11 protein-coding genes and 1 other RNA gene are annotated in these 12,600 nt (G+C 65.2%); all 12 read right to left on the reverse strand.

Annotation, left to right across the window (positions count from 1 at the left end; all coding sequences use genetic code 11):
• Positions 1-9: 9 nt before the first annotated feature.
• The 12 genes from murG to rsmI all read right to left on the reverse strand — a co-directional run bounded on the left by murG (position 10) and on the right by rsmI (position 12,600).
• Positions 10-1,080, reverse strand: a complete 1,071-nt coding sequence (murG, locus tag D3880_RS18295) for an undecaprenyldiphospho-muramoylpentapeptide beta-N-acetylglucosaminyltransferase (protein ID WP_119894846.1) — start codon at positions 1,078-1,080, stop codon at positions 10-12.
• On the reverse strand, positions 1,070-2,323 hold the full coding sequence (gene ftsW, locus D3880_RS18300; RefSeq protein ID WP_420800839.1) for a putative lipid II flippase FtsW: 1,254 nt from the start codon (positions 2,321-2,323) through the stop codon (positions 1,070-1,072). Before ftsW ends, murG begins: the two co-directional genes overlap by 11 nt.
• The gene (gene murD / locus D3880_RS18305; RefSeq protein ID WP_119894847.1) at positions 2,323-3,669 is read right to left on the reverse strand and encodes a UDP-N-acetylmuramoyl-L-alanine--D-glutamate ligase; all 1,347 of its coding nucleotides are present in this window, start codon (positions 3,667-3,669) and stop codon (positions 2,323-2,325) included. Before murD ends, ftsW begins: the two co-directional genes overlap by 1 nt.
• A 5-nt stretch (positions 3,670-3,674) precedes the next feature.
• On the reverse strand, positions 3,675-4,757 hold the full coding sequence (gene mraY / locus D3880_RS18310) for a phospho-N-acetylmuramoyl-pentapeptide-transferase (protein WP_119894848.1): 1,083 nt from the start codon (positions 4,755-4,757) through the stop codon (positions 3,675-3,677).
• Positions 4,758-6,152 carry a UDP-N-acetylmuramoyl-tripeptide--D-alanyl-D-alanine ligase gene (locus D3880_RS18315; protein ID WP_119894849.1) on the reverse strand — a complete coding sequence of 465 codons (1,395 nt, stop codon included), beginning with the start codon at positions 6,150-6,152 and terminating at the stop codon, positions 4,758-4,760.
• A complete protein-coding gene (locus D3880_RS18320; protein WP_119894850.1) occupies positions 6,145-7,608 on the reverse strand; it encodes a UDP-N-acetylmuramoyl-L-alanyl-D-glutamate--2,6-diaminopimelate ligase in 1,464 nt (487 codons plus the stop codon). Before D3880_RS18320 ends, D3880_RS18315 begins: the two co-directional genes overlap by 8 nt.
• Positions 7,608-9,344 carry a peptidoglycan D,D-transpeptidase FtsI family protein gene (locus tag D3880_RS18325; protein WP_162935055.1) on the reverse strand — a complete coding sequence of 579 codons (1,737 nt, stop codon included), beginning with the start codon at positions 9,342-9,344 and terminating at the stop codon, positions 7,608-7,610. The genes D3880_RS18320 and D3880_RS18325 overlap by 1 nt, the downstream gene beginning before the upstream one ends.
• The gene (gene ftsL, locus D3880_RS18330) at positions 9,344-9,637 is read right to left on the reverse strand and encodes a cell division protein FtsL (protein WP_119894852.1); all 294 of its coding nucleotides are present in this window, start codon (positions 9,635-9,637) and stop codon (positions 9,344-9,346) included. The genes D3880_RS18325 and ftsL overlap by 1 nt, the downstream gene beginning before the upstream one ends.
• On the reverse strand, positions 9,634-10,581 hold the full coding sequence (gene rsmH, locus D3880_RS18335) for a 16S rRNA (cytosine(1402)-N(4))-methyltransferase RsmH (protein ID WP_119894853.1): 948 nt from the start codon (positions 10,579-10,581) through the stop codon (positions 9,634-9,636). Before rsmH ends, ftsL begins: the two co-directional genes overlap by 4 nt.
• Positions 10,578-11,033 carry a division/cell wall cluster transcriptional repressor MraZ gene (gene mraZ, locus D3880_RS18340; protein ID WP_119894854.1) on the reverse strand — a complete coding sequence of 152 codons (456 nt, stop codon included), beginning with the start codon at positions 11,031-11,033 and terminating at the stop codon, positions 10,578-10,580. Before mraZ ends, rsmH begins: the two co-directional genes overlap by 4 nt.
• Before the next feature lie 312 nt (positions 11,034-11,345).
• Positions 11,346-11,704, reverse strand: an RNA gene (gene rnpB, locus D3880_RS18345) — RNase P RNA component class A.
• A 41-nt stretch (positions 11,705-11,745) separates the two neighbouring features.
• Entirely contained in the window at positions 11,746-12,600 is an 855-nt protein-coding gene (gene rsmI / locus D3880_RS18350; protein ID WP_238474463.1) for a 16S rRNA (cytidine(1402)-2'-O)-methyltransferase, read from the reverse strand.

A 12,600-nucleotide genomic window follows, 5' to 3' on the forward strand; every position in this document is an offset into this window, starting at 1 on the left:
TTCTGTTGCTCAACCACGGGCCACCTCCAGGCAGATATCGACCACCGTGTGGGTGGCATCGGGCTTGGACAGGCGCCGCGCGGTGCGCGCCATGCTCATGAGTCGTTCGGGTTGCATCAAAACCTCAGTCAGGTACGCGGCCAGATCGTCGGCATCGGTGGTCGCTTGCGGCAACAGGAGGGCGGCGCCCTCCTCGGCCAGGTATTGGGCGTTACGGGTCTGGTGATCGTCGATCGCATGCGGCAGCGGCACCAGGAAGGACGGCAGACCGGCGGCCGCCAGCTCGCTGACTGTCAGCGCGCCGGCACGGCACACCACCAGGTCGGCCCAGGCGTAGGCGCCGGCCATGTCCTGGATGAAGGGCACCACGTGGGCTTTGACGCCGGCATCGGCGTAGCGTTCGGTGGTGATCGCCTCGTGCTGCTTACCGGTCTGATGCACCACTTCCGGGCGCAACTCGAGGGTCACTTGCGCCAGCGCGGCCGGCAGCAACTTGTTCAGCGGTTCGGCGCCGAGGCTACCGCCGAGCACCAGCAGGCGCGGACGCCGACCATCGAGGGCTTCGCGCGGGGTCTCGAGGAACAGTTCTTCACGCACCGGGTTGCCGGTGGTGCGGCGCTTCTTCGAATGTTTGAAGGTGTTCGGGAAGGCTTCGCAAATGCGGCTGGCGAACAGCGCCAGACTGCGGTTGGCGGTGCCGGCCACGGCATTCTGCTCGTGGATGATCAGCGGCACGCCGGCCAACTTGGCCGCCAGTCCGCCCGGGCCGGTGACATAGCCGCCCAGGCCAAGCACACAGACCGGCTGCAACTGGCGGACGATCTTGCGCGCCTGCAGCAGCGCCTTGAGCAGCTGGAACGGGGCCTTGAACAGCGACAGCAGACTCTTGCCACGCAGGCCGCTGACATTGATCAGGTGCAGTGGCAAGCCGGCCTGTGGCACCAGTTCATTTTCGATGCCGCGCGGGGTGCCCAGCCAGTGCACCTGGTAGCCGCGGGCTTGGAATTCGCGGGCGCAGGCCAGCGCCGGGAACACGTGGCCACCGGTGCCGCCGGCCATGATCAGAACGTTAGCGGCCATGTTTCGGCTCCTCCAGGACAAACGGCGGCGGAGCCTGCTCCTCGGCAAAATCCTCTTCGCGGAATTCGACTTCCTCGCTACCCAACAGGGTGCGGCGCTCCCACTCGATACGCAGCAGCAGGCCGAGGCAGACGCAGCAGATCACCAGCGAACTGCCGCCGTAGCTCAGGAATGGCAGGGTCAGGCCCTTGGTCGGCAGCAGGCCGACGTTCACCCCGATGTTGATCAGGAACTGGCCGATCCACAGGAACGCCAGACCGTAGGCTACATAGGCGGCGAAGAACTGCCCGGCCTTCTCCGCCCACAAGCCGATGTACAGGGCACGCACGGTGACGAACACGAACAGCGCGACGGTCAGCAGCGAACCGATCAGGCCGAGCTCCTCGGCGAGCACCGAGAAGACGAAATCGGTGTGCGCCTCCGGCAGGTAGAACTGCTTCTGCACGCTGTTGCCGAGACCGACGCCGAGCCACTCGCCGCGGCCGAAGGCGATCAGCGCCTGGGACAGCTGGTAGCCGGAACCGAACTGATCGGCCCAGGGATCGGTGAAACTGGTCAGGCGCGCCATCCGGTACGGCTGCGCCTGCACCAGCACGAATACCGCACCGGCCGCCAGCGCCACCATCAGGCCGAAGCGGAACAGGCCGACGCCGCCGAGGAACAGCATGGCCGCCGCCGCGCCCATCATCACCACGGTGGCACCGAAGTCCGGCTCCATCAGCAGCAGGCCGGCCATCGGCAACAGTACGATGAACGGCTTGAAGAAACCCATCCAGCTCTCGCGCACCTCTTCCTGACGACGGACCAGGTAGCCGGCGAGGAAGATCACCACGAACATCTTGGCCAGCTCGGACGGCTGGACGTTGAACATGCCGAAGCCGATCCAGCGCATCGAGCCGTTCACCTCACGGCCGATGCCCGGCACCAGCACCAGCACCAGCAGGGCGAAGGCACCGAGCAACAGCTTCCAGCTCATGTTCTGCCAGAACGCCATCGGGATCAGTATGGTCAGGCCGCCGGCCACCACGCCGATGGCGATATAGATGAGGTGGCGAATCATGTGGTACAGCGGATTACCGGCCTGCGCCGCCGCCACTTCAGAGGACGCCGAGGTGATCATCACCAACCCGAGGCCGAGCAGCGCCAGGCAACCGGCCAGCAGTGGGAAGTCGACGTCGATGCCGCGCCGACTGAACAGCGGCGACGGGTAGGGACGGAACATGCCGGGCAGCGTGGGCAGCATCAGTCGAGCGCCTCCACCGCATGGGCGAACAGGCGTCCGCGCTCTTCGAAGTTCTTGAACATGTCCAGGCTGGCGCAGGCCGGCGACAACAGCACGGCGTCGCCCGCCTCGGCCAGTTCGGCGCAGCGCGCCACCGCCTCGTCGAGGCTGGACACTCGCACCAGCGGTGCGGCGTCGCCCAGCGCGGCGGCGATCAGTTCGGCATCGCGGCCGAGCAGCACCACGGCGCGGCAGAATTTCTGCACCGGCGCGCGCAGGGCGGAGAAATCCGCACCCTTGCCGTCGCCACCGGCGATCAGCACCAGCTTGCCGGCGATATCCGCACCCAGACCGTCGATGGCGGCCAGGGCGGCGCCGACGTTGGTGGCCTTGGAGTCGTCGTAGTAATTCACGCCATCACGCTCGCGCACCCACTGGCAACGGTGCGCCAGACCGGCGAAGTCCTTCAGCGCCTGCAACATTGGCGCGAACGGCAGGCCGGCAGCATGGCCGAGCGCCAGCGCGGCCAGGGCGTTGGACTGGTTGTGCGCACCGCGGATTTTCAGCTCGCTCACCGGCAGCAGCTTGTCGAACTGGAAGGCCAGGTACTTCACGCCCCCTTCTTCGAGCAAGCCAAAGCGCTTGAAGTCGGGCTTGCCAAGGCCGAAGGTCCAGCACGGCACGCCGTCGCCGATCAACGGCCGCGATAGGGCGTCGTCACGGTTCACCACCACTTGGCGGGCGCCACGGAAGATCCGGTGTTTGGCCAGGTGATAGGCCGGTAGGCCGCTGTAACGGTCCATGTGGTCTTCGCTGATGTTCAGGCAGGTAGCCACTTCGGCGTTGAGTTGATCGGTGGTTTCCAGCTGGAAGCTGGACAGCTCGAGGACATACAGCTCGACGTCGTCGGCCAGCAGATCGAGCGCCGGGGTGCCGAGGTTGCCGCCGACCGCCACGCGCTTTCCGGCCGCCGCGGCCATCTCGCCGACCAGGGTGGTGACGGTGCTCTTGGCATTGGAGCCGGTGATCGCCACGATCGGCGCGCGGGCATGGCGAGCGAACAGCTCGATGTCGCCGGACAGCCTGACCCCGCGCGCCGCGGCCTGCTGCAGCGCCGGGGTGGCCAGGGCCAGGCCAGGGCTGACGTACAGCTCGTCGGCACGGCACAGGAAGTCAACATCGAGCTCGCCGCAACGCACTTCGACCTGCGGGTAGTCGCGCTGCAGGCTGACCAGCTCCGGCGGATTCGCGCGTGTATCGGCCACGGCAAAGCGCACGCCCTGACGCGCCAAGAAGCGCACCAGGGACATGCCGCTCTTGCCGAGGCCGACAACGATGCGGAATTGGTCGGAAGCGATCAGGGTCACGTCTATTACCTCAGTTTCAGGGTGGCCAGGCCGATCAGCACCAGAATCACGGTGATGATCCAGAAGCGCACGATCACGCGCGGCTCCGGCCAGCCTTTCAGTTCAAAGTGGTGATGGATCGGCGCCATGCGGAACACGCGCTTGCCGGTCAGCTTGAAGGAGGCGACCTGGATCACCACCGACAGGGTTTCCATGACGAACACGCCGCCCATGATGAACAGCACGATCTCCTGGCGGACGATCACGGCGATGGTGCCGAGCGCGGCGCCGAGCGCCAGGGCACCGACGTCGCCCATGAACACCTGGGCCGGGTAGGTGTTGAACCACAGGAAGCCGAGGCCGGCACCGACCAGCGCGGCGCAGAAAATGATCAGCTCGCCGGCGCCCGGCACGTAGGGAATCAGCAGGTACTCGGCAAATTTGATGTTGCCGGAGAGGTAGCAGAAGATCCCCAGCGCGCCGCCGACCATCACCGTCGGCATGATCGCCAGACCGTCGAGGCCGTCGGTGAGGTTCACCGCGTTGCTCGAACCGACGATGACGAAGTAGCTCAGCACCACGAAGCCGATGCCCAGCGGGATGCTCACATCCTTGAGCATCGGCACGATCAGGGTGGTTTCCACCGGGGTCTGCGCGGTCACGAACAAGAAGATCGCCGCCCCCAGGCCGAACACCGACTGCCAGAAATATTTCCAGCGGCTCGGCAGGCCGCGCGAGTTCTTCTCGATCACCTTGCGGTAGTCGTCGACCCAGCCGATACCGCCGAACAGCAGGGTGACCAGCAGCACCACCCAGACATAGCGGTTGGACAGGTCGGCCCACAGCAGGGTGCTGATGGCGATGGCGGAGAGGATCAGCGCGCCGCCCATGGTCGGCGTGCCAGACTTCGACAGATGCGATTGCGGGCCGTCGTTACGCACCGCTTGGCCGATCTGGCGGATCTGCAGGGTGCGGATCATCCACGGCCCGAGCCACAGCGACAGCGCCAGGGCGGTCAGCACGCCGAGGATGCCGCGCAGGGTCAGGTACTGGAAGACCCCGAAGCCCTTGTAGAACTGTTGCAGATACTCCGCCAGCAGCAGCAGCATTTAGTGACTCTCCTCGGCGGTTGCGCGCCCATCATCGGCAAGCAGTGCAGCGACGACTTTGTCCATCGCCGCGCTGCGCGAACCCTTAATTAGAATGGTGGTGTCGCCTTGTTCGGCGCGAAGCGCTGCGATCAGGCTGGCTTGATCGGGGAAATGACGGCCATTGGCGCCGAACGCCTTGACCGCATGGGCCATCAACGGACCCACGGCATACAGTGCTGCGACCTTGCCGAGGGCATAGGCACCGACATCGCGGTGGCCTTGTTCGGCCCACTCGCCCAGCTCACCGATATCACCCAGAACCAGAACGGTGCGCCCGGAAAACGCGGCGAGTATATCAATGGCCGCACACACGGAAGTGGGGTTGGCGTTGTAGCTGTCGTCGATCACCCGCGCGCCGTTCGTCGCCAGCTGCGCTACGGCGCGGCCTTTGACCGGCTTGACGGTTTCCAGCCCAGTGACGATACCGACCAGCGGCACGCCCAGGGCGAAAGCCGCCGCGGCAGCCGCCAGCGCATTGCTGACGTTGTGTGTGCCGAGCAGGTTGAGCTGGATGCGCGCTTCGCCCGCCGGGCTGTGCAGGGTGAATGCCTGGCAACCCCGGGCATCGCGGGCCAGATCGCTGGCATGGAAGTCGGCGGCGGCGTTGTCCAGGGCGAAGCTCAGCACACGGCGCCCGGCGGCGCGCTGCCGCCAGGTGGAAAATGCCTTGTCGTCCAGATTCAGTACCGCCACGCCATCGGCCGGCAGCCCTTCGAGGATCTCGCCCTTGGCCTGCACGATCTTCTCCGGCCCGCCGAACTCGCCCACATGCGCGGTGCCGGCGTTGGTGATGATCGCTACCTGCGGCTTGGCCAACCCGACGGTGTAGGCGATCTCGCCGATCCGCGAAGCGCCCAGCTCAATCACCGCGCCGGCGTGCTCCGGCGCCAGCTCCAGCAGGGTCAGCGGCGCGCCAAGGTCGTTGTTGAGGTTGCCGCGGGTGGCCAATACCGGACCACCCTGCCCGCCAACACCGGCGCGCAGGACGCTGGCGAGCATTTCCTTGACCGTGGTCTTGCCGCTGGAGCCGGTGACCGCCGCCAGCGGACCCTGATAGGCCTGGCGGTTGAGGGCGCCGAGCTGGCCCAGGGCGTGGCGAGTGTCGCGCACCAGCAATTGCGGCAGTGGCGCATCGGCCACCTCGCGTTCGACCAGCGCGGCCACCGCGCCCTTGCCGGCGACCTCCTGCAGATAGGCGTGGCCATCGAAACGCGGACCGACCAACGCGACGAACAGCTGGCCGGGCTGGATCGCTCGGCTGTCGATGCTCACCGCGGTGAACTCGGCATCGGCGCCGAGCAGGCGACCATTCAGCGGCGCGCAGATTTCGCTCAACTGCAGCGGCTTAAGCATGCGCCACCTCCCATGCAGCCAGCGCCTTGGCCGCTTCCTCCAGATCGGAGAACGGCTGACGCTGGCCCTTGATTTCCTGATAATCCTCGTGCCCCTTGCCGGCCAGCACCAGCACATCGGCGGCCTGCGCCGAGGCGAGCAACTGGGCGATGGCCTGGCCGCGACCGGCGACGAAACTGACCTGTCCCGGCGCACGAAAACCAGCACGGATGTCGGCGAAGATCTGCTGCGGGTCTTCACTGCGCGGATTGTCGTCGGTCACCAGCACGCCATCGGCCAGACGTTCGACCACCTCGGCCATCAGCGGGCGCTTGCCGCGATCGCGATCGCCACCGCAGCCGAACAGGCACAGCAGACGGCCGCGGGCATGCGGACGCAGGGCCGTCAGTACTTTCTCCAGCGCGTCTGGGGTGTGGGCATAGTCGACCACCACCAGCGGTTGCTGGCCGCCGCCGAGACGCTGCATGCGCCCGACTGGGCCTTCCAGGTCCGGCAGGACCTTGAGAATTTCGTCCAGCGGGTAATCCAGCCCGAGCAAGGCGCCCACTACCGCCAGCAGGTTGCTCAGGTTGAAACGGCCGAGCAGCGGGCTGCGCAAGCTGCCCTCGCCGCGCGGCGTGATCAGCCGGGCGCGCACGCCGTCATCGCTGAACTGCACGTCGCGGCAAAACAGGTAGGCACTGCTGTCTTCCAGGCTGTAGCTGATCAGCCGCGACGGCTGAGCCTCCCCTGCCAATTGCCGGCCAAACGCGTCATCGAGGTTGAGTACCCGGCAGCGCAGGCTCGGCCAGGCGAGCAGCTTGGCCTTGGCGGCGGCGTAGGCCTCCATCGAGCCGTGATAATCCAGGTGATCGCGCGACAGATTGGTGAACACCGCGACATCGAAGTCGAGGGCCGCGACGCGACTCTGATCGAGGCCGTGGGACGACACCTCCATGGCCACCGCGCGGGCACCGGCCTGCTTCAGATTGGCCAGGGTCGCCTGCACGCCAACCGGGTCCGGCGTGGTGTGCCGGCCTTGTTCCAAAGCATTGTGGAAACCACTGCCGAGCGTACCGACGACGCCGCAGCGCTCACCGAAGCGGTCCAAGGCTTGGGCGATCAGCTGACTGACGCTGGTCTTGCCATTGGTACCGGTCACCCCGACCAGACGCAGCGCGCGGCTCGGCTCGCCGTAGAAGCGTCCGGCGATGGCCGACAGCTGCCCGGCCAGACCTTTTAGTGGCACCAGGGCCACACCCTCGGCAGCGGCCACCGCGGCACCTTCGGCCTCATAAGCGACGGCGGCGGCGCCGCGGGCGACGGCATCGGCGATATGCGTGCGGCCGTCCTGCTGGACACCGGGCACAGCCAGGAACAGATCGCCCGGACGCACCTTACGGCTATCCAGACTCAGCTCGCGGATCAGCACTGCGCTTTCCGCCTGCGGTAACAGTTGATTGAGTGGCATCGGCATCAGAGACGCCCTCCGTTGCCAGCGCTGGTGGCAACTGTCTGCTGAGGTGGTTGTTCGATCGGCAGGTTGTCCGGCTGGATGTTCATCAGGCGCAGTGTGCTGGACATCACCTTGCTGAACACCGGCGCCGAGACCAGTCCGCCGAAGTAACCGGCCTTGCTCGGCTCGTCGATCACCACGACGATGGCAAAACGCGGGTTGCTCATCGGGCCGAAGCCAGCGAACAGCGAGCGGTAGGCATTGGCCGTATAGCCCTTGCTGCCTACTGTCGCCTTGCGTGCGGTACCGCTCTTACCGGCGACGTGGTAGCCCGGCACCAGCGCCCGGTGCGCGCCGCGCGGCGCCTCGATCACCTGCTGCAGCATACCCTGCATGGTCTTGGCCACCGCTTCCGAAATCACCTGGGCGGCCACCGCCTCGCGATCGACGCGAACCATGCTCAGCGGCACCAGACGACCGTTGTTGGCCAGCGCCGAATAGGCATGCACCAACTGGAGAGCGGTCACCGACAGCCCGTAGCCATAGGACAGAGTGGCGGTTTCGGCCTTCGGCCACTTGCGGTGGTTGGGCAGGTTGCCGACCCGCTCGCCGGGGAAGCCGAGGCCGGTGTCCTGGCCCAGGCCCACTTGCTGCATCAGGTTGTAGATGGACTCACCACCGATATCGAACGCGACCTTGCTCATGCCGACGTTGCTGGAGTTGATCAGGATGCCGGTCAGGTCGAGCACCGGCCCGCCCCCGGTGGACACGTCCTTGATGGTGTAGCGGCCGATCTGCAGGCGGCCCGGGTAGACTTCAACCACGTCGCTGGGTTTCCAGCGCCCGCTCTGCAGGGCGGCGACCATGGACAGCGGCTTCACGGTCGAGCCCGGCTCGAACACGTCGATCATCGCCCGGTTGCGCATCATCGCCGGCTGCATGTTGCGGCGGTTGTTCGGGTTGTAGCTGGGCTGGTTGACCATGGCCAGGATCTCGCCGGTCTGGACGTCCATGATCACCAGGCTGCCGGCCTTGGCGCCGTTTTCCACCAGTGCGTTACGCAGCTCGCGATTGGCCAGGTACTGCAGGCGCAGGTCGATGGACAGCGCCAGGGTCTTGCCGGGCTTGGCGTTCTCCACCACCTGCACGTCCTTGATCAGCCGACCACGGCGATCCTTGAGCACCTGACGCTTGCCCGGCACACCGGCCAGCCAGTTATCGAAGGACAGCTCGGCACCCTCGCGACCGCGATCATCCACGTCGGTGAAACCGATCAAATGCGCGGCGACCTCACCGGCCGGGTAGAAGCGGCGGAACTCCTCGATGCCATACACGCCCGGCACTTTCATATCGAGAATCGCCTGGCCACGCTCCGGGGTCAGGCCACGCACCAGGTACATGAACTCACGCCCGCTGCTCTGTTCCAGGCGCACGCTGAAGGCCTTGGGCTCCTGCCCCAGGGCCACCGCCAGCTCCGGCCAGCGATTGCGCGCCGCCTGCAGCTCCTTGCCGTTGGCCCACAAAGTGGTGACTGGCGTGCTGACCGCCAGCGGCTCGCCATTGCGATCAGTGATCAGGCCGCGGTGCGCCGGGATCGGCACATGCCGCACACTGCGGGCATCGCCCTGGCCCTGCAGGAAGTCATGATCGATCACCTGCAGGTCGAGAATACGCCAGGCGATAGCCCCAACCATCGCCGCGAGCAGTGCCAGCACCAGGCGAAAACGCCAGGGATAGAGTGCGCCTTCGAGCTTCATCATGGCGACACCATCCGCACTTCGCCCGGCTCGGGAGTGCGCATTTTCAACTGATAGGTAGCCAGCCCCTCGATGCGGCTGTGCGCGGTCCAAGTGCTCTGCTCGAGAATTAACCGCCCCCATTCGGCCTGCGCCTTATCGCGCACACTGAGCTCGTTATACAGGCCATTGAGCAGCTGGCGGTTCCAGTGCGCGCTGCAGGACACGCCGATCGCCGACAACAAGACGGCGATGAATAGCACCAGCAGCATCAGGCTGCCGGTAGGCAAAGGCTTGGCGAATACCCGGCTCACCGTAACTTCTCCGCGATGCGCATGACTGCGCTGCGCGAACGTGGATTGGCCTTGAGCTCGGCCTCGGAAGCGTATTGCGGCTTGCCCTGCACCTTCAGCCGCGGCTCGAAGGTCTGAGCGCGCACCGGCAGGTTGCGCGGCAAGTTGTCCGCCTCGCCCTTGGCGTGTTTGCGCATGAACAGCTTGACGATGCGATCTTCCAGCGAATGGAAGCTGATTACCACCAGGCGGCCGCCCACCTCCAGGGCCTCCAGCGCGGCATCGAGGCCACGCTCGAGATCGCCCAACTCGTTGTTGATATGGATACGCAAGCCCTGGAAAGCCCGAGTCGCCGGATGCTTGTTCTTTTCCCAGGCTGGGTTGGCCTCCTTGAGCACCTCAGCCAGGTCGGCGGTGCGCGCAAATGGCCGCTCGGCTCGGCGCTGCACCACGGCACGGGCCATGCGCTTGGCGAAGCGTTCCTCGCCGTACTCCTTGAACACCCGAGCAATCTCGTCTTCCGCAGCGCTGGCCAGCCACTCGGCAGCACTGACGCCACGGCTCGGGTCCATGCGCATGTCCAGCGGGCCGTCATTGAGGAAGCTGAAGCCGCGCTCGGCATCATCCAGCTGCGGCGACGACACCCCCAGATCCAGCAGCACGCCCGCCACCTTGCCGACCAGGCCGCGGACAGCAGCCTCTTCACCAAGTTCCGCAAAGCTGCGCTGCACAACGACAAAGCGGCCGTCTTCGGCCGCCAGTTCCTGTCCTGTCGCGATCGCCAGGGGATCTTTGTCAAATCCGAGCAAGCGCCCATCAGGGCCGAGCTTGTCGAGGATCAGCCGACTGTGCCCTCCGCGCCCGAAAGTGCCATCCAGATAGCAGCCATCGACACGCACGGCGAGGGCCTCGACGGCCTCATCGAGCAGCACGGTGATATGGCGAAAGCTATTGGTCTTGGTCACAGGATCAAATCACGCAGTTCGTCCGGCAAACCGCCGGGTTCTTTAATGGCCGCCAGGTCCGCCTCGGCAAGGGCGTTCCAGGCATCCTCATCCCACAGTTGAAACTTGTTCAGTTGGCCCACCAGCATCGCGCGCTTATCCAACTTGGCGTACTCACGCAAACGTGGAGGCACGAGAAAACGCCCGCTGCCATCCAGCTCCAGATCGACGGCATTGCCGATCAGCAAACGCTGCAGGCGACGGGTTTCTTCACGCAGGGAGGGCAGCTCGCGAAGCTTGGCTTCGATCAGCTCCCACTCAGGCAACGGGTAGACACACAGACAGGGATCTACGGCATCGATAGTGACGATGAGCTGGCCGCTCGAACGCGAAACGAGCTCGTCCCGATACCGACTTGGCATCGCGAGTCGCCCTTTGGCGTCGAGTGATATGGCGTTAGCTCCGCGAAACAAGGCTGCGCCTCCCCACTTTGATTAGCTATTCGTGCCCGAAATACCCACTTCATCCCACTTCATGCCACTAGCGCACACTATAGGAATGCGCCCACCCTAGCGTCAAGGCGCGCTAAGCGGGAAAAATCCTTATGGGACGGCGATTTAGCGAACTTAAAAGAGGATTTATAGGTGCCCAACGAAGCTTTTTGAGGGGCGAAATTCAGCTAATTCAGGGGGCTGAATTTCAAACTTAAAGTAATTTATTAAGAGCAAGACTTTTTCGGTATTAGAACCGCGAAGAAAAGACAGAAGCGGATAGATGAGAGAAAGGAGGAGAGCCGATCTATAAGCCGGGTTTTGTCGAGGACAGTCATTCCTCTACGACGGCCATCACTGGACGCCTCTAGCAACCTACCCGGTTCCAGCGCGGGCCACGCCAATGGAACCCTATTTGGTCTTGCTCCGAGTGGGGTTTGCCTAGCCACGGACTGTTGCCAGCCGTGCGGTGCGCTCTTACCGCACCTTTTCACCCTTACCGGCGCCGAAGCGCTTAGGCGGTTATTTTCTGTGGCACTTTCCGTAGGCTCGCGCCTCCCAGGCGTTACCTGGCACTCCGCCCTATGGAGCCCGGACTTTCCTCCCTTCCATTTCGCGGTGCGAAATGAAACAGCGACTGTCCGATCGACTCTCCGCCGCCAAGGGTAGCGACAGGCCCACGCAAGAACAAGCCTTACGCGTTTTTTTGCCGCTCCAGCGCCACCTGGTAGAGCAGATTCTTGCGCACCCCCGTGATCTCCGCCGCCAGCGCCGCCGCCCGCTTCAACGGCATTTCCGCGAGCAACAGGTCCAGCACACGCAGCGCCTCAGCGCTCACCGCCGCCTCACCATCCGGCGCCTGCCAACCCGCCACCAGCACCACGCATTCGCCGCGCTGCTGGTTGCTATCTGCGGCTACCCAGGCACGCAACTCAGCCAGCGGCAGTCCCTTGAGGGTCTCGAAGGTCTTGGTCAGCTCACGCGCCAGCACGGCTTGACGGTCGCCACCAAATACCGCTTCCAGGTCTTCCAGGCACTCCAGAATGCGATGCGGCGCCTCGTAGAAGATCAGGGTCCGCGCCTCCTCCTTGACGAGTTCCAGGCGGGTGCGACGCGCCACGGCCTTGGCCGGCAGAAAACCTTCGAAGATGAAGCGGTCCGACGGCAGGCCCGCGGCTGACAGCGCGGCGATCAAAGCGCAAGGGCCCGGCACGGGCACGACGGCAACTCCGGCCGCCCGCGCCTGGCGCACCAGGTGGTAACCCGGATCGGAGATCAGCGGCGTGCCCGCATCGGAGATCAACGCCACATCATCGCCGGACTGCAGCCGACTGAGAAAACGCCCACCTTCGTCACGCTCGTTATGCTCGTGACAGGCCGCCAGCGGTGTACTGATACCGAAATGTTGCAGTAACCGCATGGAGTGCCGGGTGTCCTCGGCCGCAATCAACGCCACCTCGCGCAGCACCTTGAGCGCCCGCGCACCGATGTCATCGAGATTGCCAATCGGCGTCGCCACCACATAAAGCGTGCCGACAGCGGAATTCAA

This window comes from Pseudomonas cavernae, from assembly GCF_003595175.1.
Taxonomy (GTDB): domain Bacteria; phylum Pseudomonadota; class Gammaproteobacteria; order Pseudomonadales; family Pseudomonadaceae; genus Aquipseudomonas; species Aquipseudomonas cavernae.

Excerpts from the sequence above, each read along its gene's own strand:
- murG (WP_119894846.1), bottom strand. The coding sequence starts at position 1,080 with ATGGCCGCTAACGTTCTGATCATGGCCGGCGGCACCGGTGGCCACGTG.
- ftsW (WP_420800839.1), bottom strand. The coding sequence starts at position 2,323 with ATGCTGCCCACGCTGCCCGGCATGTTCCGTCCCTACCCGTCGCCGCTG.
- mraY (WP_119894848.1), bottom strand. The coding sequence starts at position 4,757 with ATGCTGCTGCTGCTGGCGGAGTATCTGCAACAGTTCTACAAGGGCTTC.
- D3880_RS18315 (WP_119894849.1), bottom strand. The coding sequence starts at position 6,152 with ATGCTTAAGCCGCTGCAGTTGAGCGAAATCTGCGCGCCGCTGAATGGT.
- D3880_RS18320 (WP_119894850.1), bottom strand. The coding sequence starts at position 7,608 with ATGCCGATGCCACTCAATCAACTGTTACCGCAGGCGGAAAGCGCAGTG.
- D3880_RS18325 (WP_162935055.1), bottom strand. The coding sequence starts at position 9,344 with ATGAAGCTCGAAGGCGCACTCTATCCCTGGCGTTTTCGCCTGGTGCTG.